Raw genomic sequence first — 19,191 nt, forward strand, 5'->3', positions numbered from 1 at the left:
ATATATGCAAAATTAACCTCCACGCAATTGACACGTTATTGAGCGTTACAGCGTTGTAGCATGGATGGAGCAAGGTCAACCGCGCTGTAAGACCGTAAAACGAACTTACAGACGGCCGCGGGTCCACGGGCGGCGCTTGTAACGCCTTCCTGCTCAGCCCAAGCGAATGCAATAAAAAAGCAAGCCGGAACAATCCGGCTTGCTTTTCATTACGAAGGACTAGACTTTTTACATAGGCGCTCCGTTCTCAATATGAAGTTCTCCGCCATCAATCCTTTCGGCCAGACAGGCTGCGACCGGGCATTCTGATCCAGAGGGAGACCACGAAAGCGATTAGCAGCAGACCAAGCGGTACGATACTGATCAATACTCGAAATGTCCCTTCCGGATTAGGACCCGGATTATCGCCGCTGACATAGCCGAATATCATGCCGACCACCCAGAAGGCAAGCGCTGATATAAGCCCGCTTGAGCGGGTGATGAATCCGCCGACGGCCGTATAGACGCCTTCCCTCCTTCGCCCGGTCCGTTCGAAATCCTCATCGATGATTTGGCTGCTCACGACGGGAGGCGTAACGAGAAACCCGGCTAAACCGAAACCGACCGCAATCCCTGCCACGATTCCGGTGATCAAATTAAATCCGAATCCTAATGGAATAACGGACAGGCCGTATATGGCCAATGAAAGCCGCCAGCTTCGTATCCCTCCTAGTCTGCGCGCAATGACGTACCATACGGCGACCAGAGGGATGACCGATACAAACACGGATGCAAGAAGGATCGACACTTGTGCTTCCGGGATATGGAGCACATACTTCGCGTAAAAGGGAATCATCGAGCTGACCAGCCCGTTGACGGTCTGAGCAAAGGAGTTGGCGATATTAAAAATCCAGAACGTCCGGTTTTTCAACGTTTCCCGGAAGGCTTCCTTCATCCGCAGAGGCGGTTCCAGACGGGCCTCTTCCCCTTCCCTTACATAGCGAAGAAAGAGCAGCATGAACAACGCAAAAGCTAGCGCGTAAACAACCGCCATTGAACCGAACCCCAACGCATCGTAAAGGATTGGCGTAAGCGCAGTCCCGATCAGCAGCGCGACAATCTGAAACCCCTGCTGCACCGCGGAGGCTTTCGCCCGCAGCCGCTCGCCTCTGAAGAGCTCCGGAAACAACGCGCCATAGTTCACCCATAGCATCGTAGCCACGCCCTCATACAGGATCAACGCAACCAGGAACCATGTGAATAGACTGTAACCCGTCATCCCCTCCGGAACGGCGAACACGAGGATAAAGGTAAGCATGAAGAGCGGAATGGCAGACATCAGCCACGGCCTTCGACGTCCATAACGGGTACGGGTACGGTCGGACAAATAGCCGAATATCGGCTGGTTGACCGCATCCCAGATCAGGTAAATCGTACGTGCCAATGTCGCCAATCCAACGCCCAAGCCCAGCTTCTCCACATAATAATAGCTATAGAACGAACCAAAGGCCGTACTCGGAATCATGATCGCGAACATCCCAAGCGCATAAGCGATCGGTGAGTTCATAAACTTATTTTTCATCGCATACGTTCAGCTCCTTTACCGAGCCCGAAGGTTCGGATCGGATCGTCTCCCCGTGTGCGTGAGGCATACAGGGTGTTAGTACTATGTATGCTTGGATTCAGCTTCTATTCCCCGTCAACGCCTCGTTAGGAGTAAGCGAATGAAAGCTCTTCATGCGGGATGAAGAAAAAAAGAAAATTCTATCGAATAATTAACATTTTTTAGAAGGAATTCTGATTTTTTTGTCGAAAATTCTGGTCGATAGCACGAGAACGAGGAGGAATCACATGTGAAAGCGAAAAAAATCAGCGGGTTGACCGCAGCCGTCGTCCTTGCAACGGCAATTCTGGGCCAGACGGCTTGGGGGCAGCCGGCAGGCGGCAGTCCAAGCGTAATTGCCATAACTAGCGCAGCCCCGGTTTACATCCAAGGCGAGAAGCTGCACGCAAGTACAATGCCGGTTACGGTAAATGGCGCTTATTATCTCCCTCTGCGGGCAATCGCGGAAGCTCTTGATTTGAAAGTGGAATGGAAATCGGACACCAACGCGATTTATATTGCAACGGGCGTTTCGGCCAGTTCATCCGATAAGGCGGCGGCAGAGCCGGGTCAAGGGGAAGCCCCGGGCAGGAGCTTGAAGGCGGCAGTAAGCACAGGTGAAATCTTCATCGACGGACAGCAAACAGAGCTTCTTGATACGGCCGGCAAACGGGTTTACCCTACCCTGATCGAAGGGACCTTCTACTTGCCCTTAAGGTCCTTGGGACAAGCGCTCGGACTGAATGTAGCCTGGGATAATGTGAATAAGAAAATTACGATCGAGAAGCAGCAATCGAGCGGTGGCCAACAGGGAGAGAAAGGCGAAACAGGGCCGCAAGGAGCACCCGGACCTAAGGGAGATAAGGGAGATAAAGGGGAAGAGGGCGATACCGGACCGCAAGGACCAGCGGGTTCCAGCGGCTCAGGATCGCAGGGGCCAAAAGGAGATACAGGCGCGCAAGGGCCTGTTGGGCCAGCTGGACCGATTGGACCGGCTGGGCCGCAGGGCGATCCTGGGCCCGTTGGGCCGCAAGGACCGGCTGGACCTGCCGGAGCTACTGGACCGATTGGACCGCAGGGCATACAAGGCATTCAAGGGCCGCAAGGAGAACCCGGCGAGAAAGGCGATACCGGACCGGCTGGAACCGCCAAGCTGCCCTACGCTTTCGCATCAAATATTAGCGGCGCAGTAATAGCAGTCGTATTAGGAGGAACCAGCATCCCGCTGCCCGGACAGAAATTGGGTACCGGCATAACGGTGGACGGGAGCAACACTGTTTTTACAGTTAGTGAAGCAGGAACGTATTACATTTCTTATTCCATTAACTTGACAGCGAGTCTTCTGGCGAGCAGCAGATTGCTCATAAACGGCATGCAAGACACTCCAAGTACAGTTTCACCAATGTTGTCGCGCGATCATTTCTTGGCGAGCACCATCGTTAATTTACAAGCAGGATCCACCGTTTCACTCCAGTTATTCGGCTTGCTTGGTGCTGCTACGTTACTATCAAACAGCCAGGGAGCCGCTCTTACGATTATAAAGATTCAATAAGATACGCTTGTGGATAATCTCATGCAGGATATATAGCTTAATCGCCTGGTATACAGGCGAACCTTTCGGAGCTGCGAAAAAACCTCCAACCCTCTCCAAGGGTTGGAGGTTTTTCGCCCCTGATGATTTCATACATAGCCGCATTCGTTAGACAGCTGCTCCGTCGGGCTTGTGCCTATCCCATTCTCAACCGCTTGTACTGATTCAGCGCCCCGTCCTCATGATGGACCATCCAATCTGCCAGTGCCTGCCGCATCTCGCTCAAGATGCTGCCGTAATCCGGGTCGTCGATCCGATTGTCCAGCTCGTGGCGGTCTTTGCTCAGATCGTACAGCTCGTCCAGATCGCCGCAGTTGAACACGTACTTGTACGGCCCTTTGCGGATCATCCGCTGGGTGTACATGACGCCCTCCAAGCCCGCGCCTTCGGTAACGATACTGTCCGGCCAATCCGGGAGTTCTTGTCCGTCAAGCACGGGAACTATGTCATCAATACCGGAGTTCCCTGCATGAAATCCCCGTTCTCAACCATCCAATTCTCCAGCTCACGGGCCAGCCGCCGGATATGCGGTTCATTCGCCTTATCGCCCGAAACGTCCTTTGTCTCCCATGGGTCTTCTTCAAGATCGAATAATTGAAGGCGGTCCGTGCCCGTATTCGCAACGGGCGACCGGTAATACCGGATCAGCTTCCACCGCTCATCCTTCGCCATGCGCTGCACGTCGCGATACACCGAACACACCACATCGCGGCCTGCTCCCGCTCCGTGAGCTTGCTGCAGCAGGCTGACGCCGTCCACCTCAACGGGCACAGGAACGCCGCATAGCTCCGCGACTGTCGGGAAGATGTCGATATTGCTGGACAGTGACCGTATCCGTTCACCCTCGGGCATGCCCGGCCCTCTCATAATGAACGGAATGCGCACGCTATGATCGTACATATTCTGCTTGCCCATTAAACCGTGCTGTCCCACCGACAACCCATGGTCAGCCGTATACACAATAATCGTATCTTCATAAATGCCCTTGGCCTTCAGCGCTTCGACGACCCGGCCGATCTGAGCGTCCAGATGGGCGATCATCGCATAGTAGTCCGCGATATGCCGGCGTACCTCCCCTTCTTCCCGCGGAAGCTGCGCCAGCCGCTCGTCCCGGACATCCATCTCGCCGTTGTCGAACGGATGCGCAGGCAAGAAATTGTCCGGAAGCGGAATGGCCGCCGGATCATACATCGCCGCATATGGCTCCGGCGCGGTTCGCGGATCATGTGGCGCTGTGTAGGCCATATAGAGGTAGAATGGCCGTTCCTCGTCATAATCTCGTATAAAATCAACGGCGGCATCCGTGAACAGATTGGTGGAGAAGGTTTCTCCGATATATTCCCGTTCCTTCGGATAGACGCCCTCTGGATCGAAATCCTGGACCGGAACCCGGCCGTGGTCGCTCATGCCGTAGAAGAACAGCTTGTCCCCGCCTTCGAAGCTGCGCGCGAAGCTGGCCTTGTCGTTATGCCACTTGCCGATGGCATGCGTCCGGTAGCCTTCCTCCTTGAACGTCTGCGGCATCAAGCGGGCTTCCGGCCGGATGACGACGGAATGCTCCCACACGGACACATCGCTGCCGATCATCGATTTGAAAATCGACCGGCCGGTATTCACGCATGCCCGGCTCGGCGCGCACACGGCGCCAGTCAATCCGCCGAAGATATGCGTACCGCAGCTTGACGCCCCCTCCCCGGCTATCGTATCCAGGACGGGCGTATGCACAACGGGGTTGCCGTTTGAACCGATCGCCTCGTAACGATGATCGTCGGAGATGATAAACACCACGTTCGGTCTCTTGCGGTTAGATGTTCGACTCGAAAGCTCCGACAGGCTTGCTTGACTCATTTCGCTTGCTTTGCTCATATCACCAGCACCTCTCCCTATAGACGCCGAACGTCGGCAGATTTCCGCTCGTTACCCCTTCACGGAGCCAAGCAGCATCCCTTGATTGAAATACTTCTGCAGGAACGGATACACGACGAGAAGCGGCACAGCGGTCACGACGACCGTCGCCATCTTCATCGGCGGACCGTATTCGAACCCTTCGATATCGAGGGACATGGACGAATCGGCCGATTCGATCAACATTTGTCTCAAGTATACTTGAAGCGGCCATTTGTCGGAATCGTTGATATAGATGAGCGCATTGAAGAACGCATTCCAGTTCTGCACCATGTAAACCAGCGTGAAGGTGGCGATGGCCGGCATTGACAGCGGAACGACGATGTTGGTTGATGGTCTTCCTCCCGATCAGCCATCTCTTGGCAAGCCGTAGGCCATTAGGCTGGTTAGAACAATATTGATAATCGTTCCGACCAACCCTGATCCGATGGCGGTTCGTTCTTTCGGCCAGCCGCAGCGCAAGAAAAAGAGGCCGCCCGAAAATTCAAGAATGGCCATTAAAAATGACCACCCCATGGATGGTCATTCTTCTCTTCTCACGCAGCCGGATTTCACCCCGCCTTAAGCTATGATTGCCGCCGCCGCGGAATCATCCAGCGGCCGTTCTTGATCCGCAGCGATACGAGCGGTTCCGGCACCGCTTCCGGCTGCCCTTCGACGGACACGAAGCGGAAGCGGTCGGCAAGCGCGGCCAATATGAGCACCGCCTCAATCATGGCGAACTGCGTGCCGATGCACCCCCGCGACCCGCCGCCGAACGGAAAATAGGCGAAGCGCGGCCACTGTCCCGGCCCGTCATCGAACCGTTCCGGACGGAACGCCGCGGCATCCCCGAAGACATGATCGTTACGGTGAATCGCATATGGACTAATGAGAAAGCTGCTCTTCGCCGGGAAGACATCCCCCAGCATCGTAACCTCCCCTTCCGTCTCGCGAAGAATCGCCCATGCGGGCGGGTATAGCCTGAGCGTCTCCTGAATGACTTGCTTCGTATAGGTCAGCTTGCGGTAACGGTCAAATGCATTCGGCTGTGCACCCTGATCCTCTTCTTCTTGCCGAATACGATCCAGCTCGCCATACAGCCGCTCCGCGACTGCGGGTTCCCGGTCCAGCGCATACCATGTCCAGACGAGCGCATTCGCCGTCGTCTCGTGTCCGGCCAGCAGCATCGTCATCATCTGATCGCGGATTTCCCGGTCCGGGATCGGTTGGCCGGTCTCATCCGCCGTATCCAGCAGCAGCCCCAGCATCGTATCCGCATAGCGCTGCGGCTCCCGCTTCGCTGCAGCAATCACGTCATAGACCATCGTCTCCAGCGTCCGTATGGCTTTCTTGTGCGTTATATTCCCAGGCGTAGGAATGGCGAGGGGGAGAATGACGGGGGAGAAGATCGTTTTGGCCGATTGCTGAATCGTATCGTTCACAGCTTCAGCCAGCTCTGCTTTATCCTCGTCCAGCTCCGTGTTGAACATGCTTCTGGCAATAATGCCGAGCGTAAGCTGCATCATCACATCATGCATCGGGACCGGCACGCCTTCCTCCAGCACAGCGGCCAGTCGTTCCGTCTCCTCAACCACAATAGCCGCATAGGCTTGTAAGCGTTCCTTGTAGAACACCGGCTTCAGATATTTCTTCTGCCCCCGGTGATTCCGGTCCTCGGCTGTCAGCAGCCCGTCGCCGATCGTCCGGCGCAGCACATTCGAGCTTCTGCCCTTGCGGAAGCTCTCCTCCTGATTGACAAGAATTTCCTGTACGAACTCCGGCGAATTGACGATAAACGTGGGGCGAAAGGAGCTGGTCCGCAGCGATACCACATCCCCCATATGCAGCGTGTCCAGCAGAAACCCGAGCGGATCACGTTGAAATCGGAAAAAGTTAGCCGTACGTGATGTCGGAATACCGGCGATACGCGTCATCTTGATCCTCCCTTTCGTTCGGAGCTTGCATCATGATTTTATCATAGTACGAAAACGGAAGGACCTCAAATCCGCCCTGGCGGGCATGAACGAAATGTTAATCGTATACCGCGGCCTCCAGTATCTGTGTAGTGCCTTTTTGCTATTAAATGCTATAATGTTTTACTAAAGAAAGATTGCCTGGCAAGCCCCCGGTTTGATTCGAGCATGCAATCAACCCCTGTGACTTTATTTGACAATCCTTCGACGTATCATTAATAATGAATATCCTATAGAGAGATTAATGGGGTAGACAGAATTTGGGGAGGAATGACCTTTGTCAGTGATTTCGCGTTTAATGAGCTTTAACAAGCAATTCGTCGAAGAAAAGCAATACGAGTCCTATTTAACCGATAAGTTTCCCGACAAGAAGCTCGTAATTCTAACCTGCATGGATACACGCCTGGTCGAGCTTCTGCCTCGGGCGTTGAATTTGCGCAATGGCGATGCCAAGATCATCAAAAATGCCGGCGCTATTCTGACGCAGCCTTTCGGAAGCGCCATGCGCAGTATACTGGTCGCCATCTATGAGCTGGGCGCTCAAGAAGTGCTCGTCATCGGCCACCATGGCTGCGGCATGACCAACCTTGATGCCCAAGGGATGGTCAATAAGTTTAGAGAACGCGGTGTTTCCGATACGACGCTCTCGACTTTGGAGCATTCCGGAATTCGCATGGAACGGTTCCTCCGCGGGTTCAAGAACCCGGAAGAAGGCGTCATGCACAGCATCAATATTATCCGTAATCATCCGCTAATTCCCGCAGACGTTCAAGTCCACGGTTTGGTCATGAATCCGGAGACGGGTGAAGCCGAGCTTCTTGTGGAGGATTACAGAGGGGAAACCTAAATCGAATCACGGTACCACCACAGCTCCAATATGAAACAGACCCCCAATTCCATGCGGATGCAATGGTTTGGAGGTCTGTTTTTTTATGGGCGTCGTTTGGTTCACGCAGCCGCGTCTGTATGTTTATGCCTGAATTACGCTTTCTGCGCAACCTGCTTTTGCTTCTTCATTCTGCCCAGAAGCAGTACGCCTGCAACAAGCACAAGGCTAAGGCCCCACTTCAGTACGACATTTTCTTCGAAGAACGACTTCATGAAAGGCTCATCCACGATCATCTTGGATGCTGTCCATGCCAGTACGCCTGCACCGATATAGATGATGACCGGGAAGCGTTCCACCCACTTCAAGATGAGCGTACTGCCCCAAACCACGATCGGCACGCTAATCAGCAGGCCGATGACGACAAGGAGAAAGTCGCCATGCGCTGCACCCGCGACAGCAAGAACGTTATCCAGACCCATAACTGTATCCGCGATGACGATCGTTCTTACTGCACCCCAGATGTTGGATGCGGACTTCACATCATGGCCCTTCTCTTCGACCAGAAGCTTATATGCGATCCAGACAAGGAGCAAGCCCCCAACGAGCAGAAGCCCGGGAATTTTCAGCAGCCAGACGACCACCAGCGTCAGCAGAGAGCGAATAGCGATCGCGCCGGCGGTTCCGAATAGAATGACTTTCTTCTGGTGCTCTTTAGGTAAATTCCTTGCAGACAAGCCAATGACGATAGCATTATCGCCGGCTAGGACTAAGTCGATGACGACAATAGCCAATAGCGCCGACCAAAATTCCGGACTAAATAATTCCATTCCTATCCGCTCCTTTGTATAATTGTGATTTCTTTAGTTGTCCCTAACTTTGTTCAATTTAATCCCAAACAGCCCGAATTTGCTGAGAAGCACCCCTTTCCAACCAACAAAAAATGACCTTTACCATTAGGTAAAGGCCATTAAAAAAAGATAGACCTTTACCTGTACAGTAAAGGTCTCGCTAGCAAACGAGTTGCCAACAAAGCCGGAGGGGGGTCCCTCGTAATGACGACGTTGTTGTACAGCTACTCCCCTTTATTCTTTGTAATCATAACATCTTAAACAACTAGGAGCAAGAGTCCAATCGTATATTTCAGGAGAAAATGCTGGCAGGCGGCACATCGATTTTCAAAGGCGAGGCGATTGGTTTACAATGGACTCAAGGAGATGAATGAACGATGAAACAAGAGATTATTGACCGCTTTAAATCGTATGCGCAAGTAAATACGCAATCCGATGACCACAGTGAATCCTGTCCTTCCACACCGGGACAGCTCACCCTCGCCAAGATGCTGGTCGACGAGCTGCGGACAATCGGCATGGAGGAAGTCAGCCTGGATGACAACGGTTATGTCATGGCCACCCTTCCCGCCAACACGGATAAACAGGTGCCGACCATCGGCTTTCTGGCCCATATGGACACGGCGACCGATTTCACGGGGGCGGGCGTCAAGCCGCAGGTCGTGGACGATTACGACGGGCAGGACATTGTCTTGAACGAAGCGCTGCAGATCGTACTCTCCCCGAAGGACTTCCCGGAGCTGGCTGCTTACAAGGGTCATACTTTAATCACGACGGACGGTACGACGCTGCTGGGCGCCGACAACAAGGCGGGCATTACCGAAATCATGACCGCGATGGCTTACTTGGTTCAGCATCCGGAAATTAAGCACGGCAAAGTAAGGGTCGCCTTTACGCCGGATGAGGAAATCGGACGCGGCCCCCATCGGTTCGACGTAGCCGCCTTTAATGCCACGTATGCCTATACCGTGGACGGCGGTCCGCTCGGCGAGCTTCAGTACGAGAGCTTTAACGCCGCCGCGGCGCGGATTACGTGTAAGGGCAAGAACGTTCACCCCGGTACCGCCAAGGATAAAATGATCCATTCCTCGAAGATCGCCATGGAGCTGCACGGCAGACTGCCGGCGGAGGAATGCCCGGAACAAACGGAACATTACGAAGGCTTCTATCATCTCCTGTCCATCGATGGAGACGTAGAGGAAACAAAACTGCATTATATTATCCGGGATTTCGACCCGAACAGCTTCAAGGCCAGGAAGGCGCGGCTCGCCGCCATCGTGGACGAGTTGAGAGCCATCTACGGCGCAGAGCGCATCGAGCTTGACATCAAGGATCAATATTATAATATGCGGGAGAAGATCGAACCGGTACGGGAAGTTGTCGACATTGCTTACAAGGCGATGGAGAATTTGGGGATACGGCCGGTCGTTGAACCGATCCGGGGCGGCACGGACGGCTCGCAGCTCTCCTACATGGGGCTGCCCACGCCAAACCTGTTCACCGGCGGCGAGAACTATCACGGCAGGTTCGAATATGCTTCCGTAGACAATATGATCAAGGCTGCCCATGTCGTCATCGAGATTGCGAAGCTCTTCGAGCAGCAGGCGAAGGCATAACGATATACACAAAGAACTCCCGGAGGAAGCTTGATTCCCCTCGGGAGTTCTTTGTGTATTTTTGCCGCACGGTGCTTACGCTCATATGCCGTGGATGCGATCCGCCAGTGACCGCAGCTGTGCCGGATCGATCGGGGCCAGACCGGATCTTCCGAAGCGGACGGCGGAACCGAAGTGCACCTCGGTAACACCTGTTTGTTCAATGAATGGGATGACGGTCTCCGGCGTAAGTCCGCTCCCGGCCAGAATGCGCGGCAAGCCTCCGCACGCTCCCGCTTCCTCGACGAGCCGGCGGATCTCAGGAACCGCCTCCGGTGCCGGTCGGGGCCCGCCGGAGGTCAGCACGCGGGATATGGCCGGATAACGGGCCAGCGTCCGCAGGCCGGCGATTTGATCCTTCAGCTCGTCGAAGGCACGGTGATAGGTGACGTCCAGACCGCCCGCCAAGGGCAGCAGCGTTTCCAGCGCCCGCTCGTCGATCTGTCCTTCCGCCGTTAACGCGCCCAGCACAATGCCGGCCGCACCCGTCGCGGCGATGGCCTTCACTTCCGCCGCCATTGTCGCAACATCGGAGCTGCCGTAGACAAAGGAACGGCTGTGCGGTCTAACCATGACGTTCACGGGAATGCTCACCGCTTGAACGACCTGCTCGACCATTCCGATGCCGGGCGTCAGCCCGCCTTCCGTAATCGCCGTTATTAATTCAATGCGGTCCGCGCCGTTCTCCTCCGCTGCTATTGCATCCTCCACGCAAGTCGCGATAATTTCCAGAATCATATTCGAACCCTCCTGCTTCCCCGCTCCATGATAATCAAGATGGCGATTGCGGCCTTGCTTTGCCCGCAGGCCTCCGCTTCGCCGTTTCATTCCCCCGGAATCCCCCTGCTAGCGTGCAGATTAAGCTTCCAGCGTAAATACCGCGCGCCGCTCCCCGACCGGCGTGCCGCCGTCATTGACGATTGTATTCGGAACAAGCGCGTACAGACGGTTGATCGTGTCCTTATTGTCATACCCGATATGCTCCAGAATGGAAGCGATGATGCACGGCCACACCTGCTCGGAGCCGTCCGATACTTTCAATGAAATACCGATCCGCTCCTTGCGCAGACCGATCCCGTATACGCCCTTCGCCCCGCCCTTGGCAGCCAGATTGGAATCCTTCAGCAGCGCCGAGCAGACGAATTGCGTATCTGCAATCATATCCGGATACTCATTCATGAGGCGGGCCATTCTGGCGACGGCATCGCGCGTTGGAGCATCCTCGATCAAATCCGGACAAGCCAGCTTCAGATAGGCATAGGCGATCTTGTGCAGCGGAAGCGCGAAGATCGGCAGGCCGCAGCCGTCGATGCCTTGCGGAATGGACGCTGCCGGAACATCAGCGATGTATGCGAGCGCCTCCACTATTTCCTTCTGAACGGGATGCTCGGGCTTGTAGTACGTGCGCTCGTCCCAGCCCATATGCTTGCTGAGCGCGACGAGTCCGGAATGCTTGCCAGAGCAGTTATGAAATATTTTGCGCTTCGGTTCATGGGCGCGATGGCGGTCCGCCTTGGCATCCTCATTGAGCGGATAGGTGGCGCAGCAATGAAGCCCTTCCTCCTGAATGCCCGTCTTGCGCAGAATAGACTCCAGCGCATCGATGTGGAAGGCTTCTCCCCGGTGCGAAGCCGCAAACAGCGCAGCTTCTTGGCCGCTCAACCCATAAACTTCGTCAATCCGCCGCTTCATGCCCGGAATCGCCTGGAACGGCTTGGCGGCAGACCGCAGGAAGGTCACATGATCGGGATTGCCCGCCTTGTACAAAATCTTGCCTTTCTCATCCACTATTGTTATGGCTCCGTAATGGATATTCTCAAGCGTTCCGCCCCTGTATTCTTCTACTAATGTGGTAAATCCCATTGTGTACCCTCCTAATAGTTATATGGATATCTTCGCATCGTTCTTCGAGGCTTCTTCCGACCCCTGTCTACAATTGAAAGAACCGATTCTGCGAAAGCAAACCGGAACCGATTACAACCCCCCACTCGCTCAGCTCCGAGCGATGAATGCGGAATGATCCGCGAAGCGGCTCCCACACGATGTGCGAGGAACAGAGCGCCTCAATTTCCCCGTAAATTTCCGGAAACTTATCCGGCAGTTCTCCGCACAAAATCACGCTGTCAGGGTTGTACATGCAGACGAGGTTGTTAATGGCAATGGCCATATACGTCAAGGCACGCTCGATTAAGTGAACCGCCCATCGTTCTCCCGCTTCCCTGGCTGCAAAGATCTCCTCGATCTTATGAACCCGGCGCACTTTGCCCGCCTCCGAGAGCAAGGAACGGATATTGATGAACGTCTGCAGACATCCGGCTTTGCCGCATTCGCACATCATGCCGCCGGGATCGACCGTTATATGCCCGATTTCACCCGCGCTGTTCATGCCGCCGCGGTATACCTCGCCTTCCAGGATGAGCGCAGAGCCCACTCCGCTGCCGAGGCCTAGAATCGCGGTCCGGCGGGAACCGACAGCTGCGCCCTTCAAATGCTCCGCGAGCGCCTTGGCCTTCAGCTCATTGTCAACAGCCGTCCTGATTCCGGTCAGCTCCGTCAACCGCTCGGCCAGACGGACATTCTTCCAGCCCAGCTGGACGGAGAACACGACGTCGCCCTTATCATTGTTTATTATGCCGGGCAGCCCGATTCCAATCCCGATGATCCGCGTTCGATCTACGGCATTCCTCTGCACAAGCTCCTCAATGGCCGCGCTAATACGGCTGATCGTTTCTTCAGGGCTTTCTTCCGCTTGGCGGGCCAGCTTGCAAGTGCATAAGACGCTGCCCTGCAGGTCGAGAATGCCGATACTGGCCCGATGACGGTCGAGTTCGATGCCAACCGATAATACCGCGGTATTTACAAGCCCGATGAGAGTCGATTTTCTCCCCAAACCGGTTGAAGCGGCAGCCTGGTCGGATTCGGACAAATACCCCTGCTCCATCAGTTCAAAGGCAATGCGGCTAACCGTCGTCGGACTCATGCCGGTTCGCTTGGCAATGTCGGCACGGGAGAGCGGATGATGCTTCTTGATGAGTTCAAAAACCGTTCGTCTGTTGTGCCGCTTCATAACGTCTTGGTCATGCTTCTTCATGAACCACTCTCCTATTATTTTCACCATTGGATTAATTGAGGCGCCAAACCCGCTGGATCACATAAGATTCGTGGAAAATTCATTGAATAATGCCTTGATATTTATAAATCCAACGCTATATTCTCCATTGATGTTAATAATAAAGGAAGCTGCCGCAGTTGGTCAATCGCAATCGGGCATAAAAGAAGCAGGCCGCTCATCCCGCACATTATACGGGTTAAACGGCCTGCTCCACCATGCAAGTCGAAATTTCGTTATATCAAACCTTGCTCCTTCAGCCACTCCTCCGCCACTTCGCGGGCTTGCCGGCCTTCAAGATCAACCTTCCCATTCAGGACGGACATCATCTGGTCATCTATTTTTCCCGCCAGCAGGTTCAATACCTCTTCGAGCTCCGGATATTCCTTCAACGTCTCCATTCGAACGACGGGCGCCGCATAGTAGGGCGGAAAATAATGCTTGTCGTCCACAAGCACCTTCAAATTAAACGCTTGGATCCGTCCGTCCGTACCGAAGGCGTCATTCACATCCGTCGTTCCTTCCTTCACCGCGCTATAGGTTAATCCGGCATCCAGCCCCTTGGTTTGCTTGAACTTCATCCCGTATGTCTGCTGCAAACCGATATATCCATCCGGACGCTCGATAAACTCATGGGTCGCGCCTAAGATTAAATTGGGCGACTGCCGGGCAAGCTCGGTGAACGTTTCGATGCCCAGCTTCTCCGCATTGTCTTTGCGCATGGACAGCGTGTACGTGTTATTGAAGCCGATCGGCTTTAACCAGGCGACATTGAACTTCTCCTCGTACGCCGCCTTTACCTTCCGATAGGTGATCTCCGGGTCGCCGCTGATCGCCTTTTCCTTCAGCACGGAGGTCCAGCCCGTCCCGGTATACTCCGGATACAGGTCGATATCGCCGCTGACCAAGGCGCTGTGCGTGACCGACGATCCGCCCAGGAACGGCTTGCGGATCACCTTGAGCTCGGTCTTGGCCTCGATCAGGGACGCCATCATATGCACGAGAATATCCTGTTCGGTGAAGTTCTTTCCGCCGACAACAATCGACTCCGATCCAAGACCGCCGACCTTTGAAAAAATCCCGGCCGCGATCAATAGGATCAACGCCGCTCCGATCGCGATCTCTAGTCCCCTGACGACCTTGTTCGTTTTTCTCGTTCTCTTGCGTATCCCCTTCGGGGTCACAGCCCGCTCCATTCGCTCGAGCATGAAATCGAACAGAAGTGCCAGCAGAGCGGCGGGGATCGTGCCCGCCAGGATCAATTCCGTATTCACCGTCGAGATGCCCCGGAAGATCAGGTCGCCAAGCCCGCCCGCTCCGATAAGAGAGGCAAGCGTGGCTACCCCGATCAGCATGACGGTCGCCGTCCGAATGCCGGCCATAATGACGCTGAGCGCCAGAGGCAGCTCGATCTTGGTCATGACCTGGAGACTGGTCATTCCCATGCCGATACCGGCTTCTTTAATCGGCTTGTCCACATTCATAATTCCGGTATACGTATTTCTCATAATCGGCAGCAAAGCGTATACCGTTAAAGCCACAATGGCGGGAACCATCCCGATCCCCAGCAGAGGAATCATGAAACCGAGCAGGGCCAAGCTCGGAATCGTCTGAAAGAGCGAGGCTACTCCGATAATAGGGGAAGCCAGCCTGGGAAAGCGGGTCAGCGCCAGCCCGGTCGGGATCGAAATCACGATCGCAATGACCAAAGCGATAAACGATATTTGAATATGCTCCATCGTGGCGCGGATAATATCATCCTGTCTATTCACGAATACATCCCAGAGATTCATGGCAGCCTCCTTCCTAGATCTGCTTCAGCAGCGCATCGATTAGACTGGAATTGGTCACAAGCCCCGCCAAATGCCCATTGGCGTGTACAATGGGAAGACTGCTGAGGCCGTGCTGCTTCATGATCTCAACCGCCTCGGTTACACCTGTCCCAATGGGAACGGACGGGATGTCCGACTTCATAATCTCCTGCAGCGACATGTCTTCCTCATGATAGCGCTCTTCGAGCATCTCTTTGGTCACGATCCCCTTGAGAGTGCGGTTTTTATCCGTCACAAGCAAGCTATTCACGCGGTAATGCTTCATCAGCTTGGCTCCGTGCGCCAATCCGCGCGACAGGAAGACCGTCACCGGATTGTGGATCATGACATCCTCTACCATCAAATTCTCGGACTCATGCAGCCGGTTCTCGCCGATAAACGTACGAACAAAATCGTTCTTGGGACGCCTCAATATCCGGTCCGGCGTATCCGCCTGAACAATCTCCCCTTCCCTCATCAGGACGATGCGGTCGGCGATCTTGAGCGCTTCGTCCATATCATGGGAGACGAATACGATCGTCTTCTTCACTTCTTCCTGCAGCCGGACCAGCTCATCCTGCAGCTGCTCGCGGCTGATCGGGTCGAGCGCGCTGAACGGCTCATCCATCAGAATGATCGAAGGCTCCGCAGCCATTGCCCGGATGACGCCAATGCGCTGCTGCTGGCCTCCGCTTAGCTCCGCCGGGTAGCGGTCCCGGTACATATCGGGATCCAGGCCGACCATATCCATTAATTCATCGATTCTTTTTTCGTAGTCGGACTTATTCATTTTCTTCAGTCTGGGTACGATGGCGACATTATCTTTGATCTTCATATGCGGAAACAGGCCGATCTGCTGGATCACATAGCCGATATTCCGCCGCAGCAGGACCGGATTCATCTGAGCGATATCTTTGCCATTGACTAATATTTGACCGGAGGTGGGCTCGGCCAGCCGGTTGATCATTTTCATCGTCGTCGTTTTGCCGCAGCCGCTCGGGCCGATCAGGGTCACTAATTCGCCCGCCTTGATCTCCAGGTCGATTCCTTTCAACGCCATCATGCCGTCGTTATATTTTTTCGTGACTTGTTTGAATTGAATCATGGCAGCACCCCATCTATCCACTCGTTTCATGGTATGGCCATATTCTGCCCAGAATCCCGTTTCCTACGCGCGGCCGAGGCACCCCGCGTGCCTAAATACGAGGAAGCCGTCACAGACAGGATGCAGGTGCCCTGCACAGACGCAAACAAGGGCATCCTCAGCAGGATGCCCTTGAATAGGTATCATATCTTATATTAATAATCGATGATTACAACTCAATTTTCATGCCATCGTATGCGACCGTAATGCCGTGCGGCTCGAAGATCTCGGTCAAATCCTCATGCAGCAGATGGGCGTTATGCGAGAAGTGGGTCACGACGAATTTGCCGCCTGGATTCATAATTTCGTTGGCAAGCAGCCACTCCTTCGTCTCGAGCACGCAATCCGCATTCATATGGTTGCTGCGGCCGCCCAATTTGCCTGTGGTGCATTCCAGAATCGCCAGATCCAGCTTCTTGCCCTTCAGCCACTGCCAGGTTTGCTCCGGGAACCAACCGCTGTCGTGGCCGTAGAAGATCGTCTTGCCATCCTTCTCGATATGATACACCAAGCAAGTCTCGGTCATATCGTGATCCGCGACCAGCGGGACGATCGTTGCGGTCTGCGTCTGCACCGGTTCGAACGGCTTTATAATATGGAACCGGTACTTGTCCTGCTGCATGCCCAGCTTCTCGATACAGCTGCGAATAGGCAGATCATGCCCGTAGACATGAATCGGATGATCGCCCGATTTCGCATACCCCGCCATTCGGATCAGCATATCCTCGGCATACAGATGATCCGAATGCGAATGCGTGAAGATCAAATCCTTCACTTTATCCATATCGATATTGTCGCGAATCGCATGATGGCAGGTGTCCGGCGGAAAATCGATCTTAAGCTCCCCGTCGATCATAACGGAGGTTCGTGTGCGGATGTTCTTGCCTCCTCGTGCCTGAGCTTGCTTGCACGTGTCGCATTGGCAGAATAAGGACGGGATTCCTTCAAAAGCGGCGGTACCTAGAAAATGAACGTTCATTCGTTGTTACCTCCTCATAAACTTGAGTCCTCTATTGACGCAGTTTAAGCTGCACCAATAGATCATGTATGTACATAAGCATGCATCCCTTCAATTATAGCAGAAAGCAACCGCTTCCAAGGGAATAAACCCCAAAGAAAGCAGCCTCAATCCGTGAACGGAACGGTTCGGAATATCAAGCAAGGAAAGGACGGTGAGATAATGCAGCCGGGAACGCTGATTCTGTTTTCTTACAGAATCCCGATGCCATACCTGGTGATTTTCCGTAAGATTCTCGTTGAACGAAAAAAGGGTCCGGACAGGAACTTCACTCCTGCCCGGACCCTGTTATGCATGCTTCCCTGCCGAGGGGTCTCCCAGACGCCTCCAGTTCACGCAATTTTCCAATATAATGGCCATGATAATACCAATAACCAATCCGTTGCCGGCCAAAGGCCGGATGTAAGCCGGCAGGCCTGCGAACACTACCGGCGGCATCGTCATGATACAGATCCCGAGCAGCAATGGAAGCGCAAGCCGGTAGATGCTCTTGGAATCGAAAGCGATTCCTTTGATCGTGCGGACCGCCGTGCCGAACATTTGCAGATAGGCAATGAACAATACGGCGCTCCCGACGCTTAGCGGCAGCTTCGAGAACCAATGGCCAAGCGGGGGAATAAGGCCGAGGAACAGAAACAATCCGCCGCCGACGACCAGCGCTTCCCGGCGCAGTATCTTCGTACTCTCCAGCAAGCCAAGCGAAGAAGCGAACGTGCCGAACGGAATCATGCCGAACACAGGCGCGATCATCGTGAACAGGCCTGTGAGCAAGAACGACCGCCGGTATTGCCCCTCTGTTGACGTTTGCCCGTACAACTTCTCCGCAGCCGTTAAAGCCGTAATGGTGTTCGACATATTAATTAGTCCAACGACAAACGAAGTGATCAAGATGCCGTAATCCAGCCGCGGCTCTCCCCATGGGAACAGCTTCACCTTCCCGGCACCGGCAGCAAGCTGCTCGCTTCCGCCGGCCCCCGGAAAACAGAGTTCATAAACAAGCCACCCGAGCATGATGCCCAGCAGCAAGGCGAAGTTGCTCAGCCAGCCGGGCGCCTTCAAATATACGACCGCTACGAACAGCGCAATACCGATCGATAGTAAGGCTACCGACGGATTGAGCTGCCCGTTCTCCTGTATGCCGAGCATTCCGGTGAAGAAATTCCTCATTAATTGAACGGTCAATAAGAACAGAGAGACGCTGATGACGACAGGATTAAACAGCTTGATCAAAATCTTGACGAAGCCGAGCCATCCCAGGACCGCCATCATCAACCCGGACAGCATATACCCAACGGCGAGAGCTCCCCCGACAGCGGCCAAGCTGCTCCCTCCCATGGACGCTGAAGCCGCAAGACTGAGGGTAATTCCCCACCAGAGGCCGGCCGGACCGTCCATAAGCGCATATCGATGCCCGAATAAGGCCTGGAGCATGCAGATGAGCCCGGTTAGGATGAATGAAAACTGAAGCGCATAAGCGATTTGTGCCGCGGGCAGCTGAAAGGCTTGCCCCAAAGTAAGCGGTACGACAACCGTATTGGTCAGGATAAAAAACATCCACTGTACACCGGCAAGGCCAATCTTAGGTGTAAACTGCATTTGCATCATGATTCGGTGTTCCTTCCTACCTTAAACAAGGATGATGAGATGCTCGCCCATTTTCGACAAGCGGATTCCGATGGGCACTAATCAATTATGATACCACGACGGCCGTGAATCCAACATCCGAATTATGTAAGCCCTTGGA

General features: G+C 54.3%; 17 protein-coding genes. 3 read left to right on the top strand and 14 right to left on the bottom strand.

Going from position 1 to position 19,191, the window contains the following annotated elements; genetic code table 11:
* Positions 1-268 precede the first annotated feature (268 nt).
* Entirely contained in the window at positions 269-1,561 is a 1,293-nt protein-coding gene (locus L1F29_RS32890; protein ID WP_258386169.1) for an MFS transporter, read from the bottom strand.
* Positions 1,562-1,832: 271 nt separating this feature from the next.
* Here L1F29_RS32890 and L1F29_RS34285 point away from each other — a divergent pair, with 271 nt between their 5' ends.
* Positions 1,833-3,134 carry a BclA C-terminal domain-containing protein gene (locus L1F29_RS34285; protein WP_309252363.1) on the top strand — a complete coding sequence of 434 codons (1,302 nt, stop codon included), beginning with the start codon at positions 1,833-1,835 and terminating at the stop codon, positions 3,132-3,134.
* 175 nt (positions 3,135-3,309) lie between these two features.
* On the opposite strand, the gene L1F29_RS32910 is transcribed toward L1F29_RS34285, so the two are convergent.
* The 5 genes from L1F29_RS32910 to L1F29_RS32930 all read right to left on the bottom strand — a co-directional run bounded on the left by L1F29_RS32910 (position 3,310) and on the right by L1F29_RS32930 (position 6,994).
* Positions 3,310-3,609: an alkaline phosphatase family protein gene (locus L1F29_RS32910; RefSeq protein WP_258386170.1), complete on the bottom strand. Its 300-nt coding sequence runs from the start codon at positions 3,607-3,609 to the stop codon at positions 3,310-3,312.
* A 5-nt stretch (positions 3,610-3,614) separates the two neighbouring features.
* The gene (locus tag L1F29_RS32915; protein ID WP_258386171.1) at positions 3,615-5,039 is read right to left on the bottom strand and encodes a sulfatase family protein; all 1,425 of its coding nucleotides are present in this window, start codon (positions 5,037-5,039) and stop codon (positions 3,615-3,617) included.
* A gap of 51 nt (positions 5,040-5,090) precedes the next feature.
* Positions 5,091-5,384, bottom strand: coding sequence for an ABC transporter permease family protein (locus L1F29_RS32920; protein WP_258386172.1), 294 nt, complete (start codon positions 5,382-5,384; stop codon positions 5,091-5,093).
* A 42-nt stretch (positions 5,385-5,426) separates the two neighbouring features.
* Positions 5,427-5,576 (bottom strand): hypothetical protein, encoded by a 150-nt coding sequence (locus L1F29_RS32925; protein ID WP_258386173.1) that lies wholly within the window; start codon positions 5,574-5,576, stop codon positions 5,427-5,429.
* A gap of 68 nt (positions 5,577-5,644) precedes the next feature.
* Positions 5,645-6,994, bottom strand: coding sequence for a cytochrome P450 (locus L1F29_RS32930; RefSeq protein ID WP_258386174.1), 1,350 nt, complete (start codon positions 6,992-6,994; stop codon positions 5,645-5,647).
* A 316-nt stretch (positions 6,995-7,310) separates the two neighbouring features.
* Between L1F29_RS32930 and L1F29_RS32935 the strand changes: the two genes are divergently transcribed.
* Positions 7,311-7,880 (top strand): beta-class carbonic anhydrase, encoded by a 570-nt coding sequence (locus L1F29_RS32935; RefSeq protein WP_258386175.1) that lies wholly within the window; start codon positions 7,311-7,313, stop codon positions 7,878-7,880.
* 134 nt (positions 7,881-8,014) lie between these two features.
* On the opposite strand, the gene L1F29_RS32940 is transcribed toward L1F29_RS32935, so the two are convergent.
* Positions 8,015-8,689 carry a TerC family protein gene (locus L1F29_RS32940; protein ID WP_258386176.1) on the bottom strand — a complete coding sequence of 225 codons (675 nt, stop codon included), beginning with the start codon at positions 8,687-8,689 and terminating at the stop codon, positions 8,015-8,017.
* A gap of 398 nt (positions 8,690-9,087) precedes the next feature.
* Here L1F29_RS32940 and pepT point away from each other — a divergent pair, with 398 nt between their 5' ends.
* Positions 9,088-10,326, top strand: a complete 1,239-nt coding sequence (gene pepT, locus L1F29_RS32945) for a peptidase T (RefSeq protein WP_258386177.1) — start codon at positions 9,088-9,090, stop codon at positions 10,324-10,326.
* 81 nt (positions 10,327-10,407) lie between these two features.
* Here the strand turns inward: pepT and L1F29_RS32950 are convergent, their stop codons facing one another.
* The 7 genes from L1F29_RS32950 to L1F29_RS32980 form a co-directional block, all read right to left on the bottom strand.
* The gene (locus tag L1F29_RS32950; RefSeq protein WP_258389886.1) at positions 10,408-11,103 is read right to left on the bottom strand and encodes a copper homeostasis protein CutC; all 696 of its coding nucleotides are present in this window, start codon (positions 11,101-11,103) and stop codon (positions 10,408-10,410) included.
* Between the two features lie 120 nt (positions 11,104-11,223).
* Positions 11,224-12,228 carry an asparaginase gene (locus L1F29_RS32955; protein WP_258386178.1) on the bottom strand — a complete coding sequence of 335 codons (1,005 nt, stop codon included), beginning with the start codon at positions 12,226-12,228 and terminating at the stop codon, positions 11,224-11,226.
* Between the two features lie 67 nt (positions 12,229-12,295).
* Positions 12,296-13,456, bottom strand: a complete 1,161-nt coding sequence (locus L1F29_RS32960; RefSeq protein ID WP_258386179.1) for an ROK family transcriptional regulator — start codon at positions 13,454-13,456, stop codon at positions 12,296-12,298.
* A gap of 254 nt (positions 13,457-13,710) precedes the next feature.
* On the bottom strand, positions 13,711-15,267 hold the full coding sequence (locus L1F29_RS32965) for a glycine betaine ABC transporter substrate-binding protein (RefSeq protein WP_258386180.1): 1,557 nt from the start codon (positions 15,265-15,267) through the stop codon (positions 13,711-13,713).
* Between the two features lie 13 nt (positions 15,268-15,280).
* Positions 15,281-16,390 carry an ABC transporter ATP-binding protein gene (locus L1F29_RS32970; protein ID WP_258386181.1) on the bottom strand — a complete coding sequence of 370 codons (1,110 nt, stop codon included), beginning with the start codon at positions 16,388-16,390 and terminating at the stop codon, positions 15,281-15,283.
* A gap of 208 nt (positions 16,391-16,598) precedes the next feature.
* Positions 16,599-17,408, bottom strand: coding sequence for an MBL fold metallo-hydrolase (locus L1F29_RS32975; RefSeq protein ID WP_258386182.1), 810 nt, complete (start codon positions 17,406-17,408; stop codon positions 16,599-16,601).
* Between the two features lie 327 nt (positions 17,409-17,735).
* Positions 17,736-19,052 (bottom strand): uracil/xanthine transporter, encoded by a 1,317-nt coding sequence (locus L1F29_RS32980; protein ID WP_258386183.1) that lies wholly within the window; start codon positions 19,050-19,052, stop codon positions 17,736-17,738.
* Positions 19,053-19,191: the final 139 nt, after the last annotated feature.

This window comes from Paenibacillus spongiae, assembly GCF_024734895.1.
GTDB lineage: Bacteria > Bacillota > Bacilli > Paenibacillales > Paenibacillaceae > Paenibacillus_Z > Paenibacillus_Z spongiae.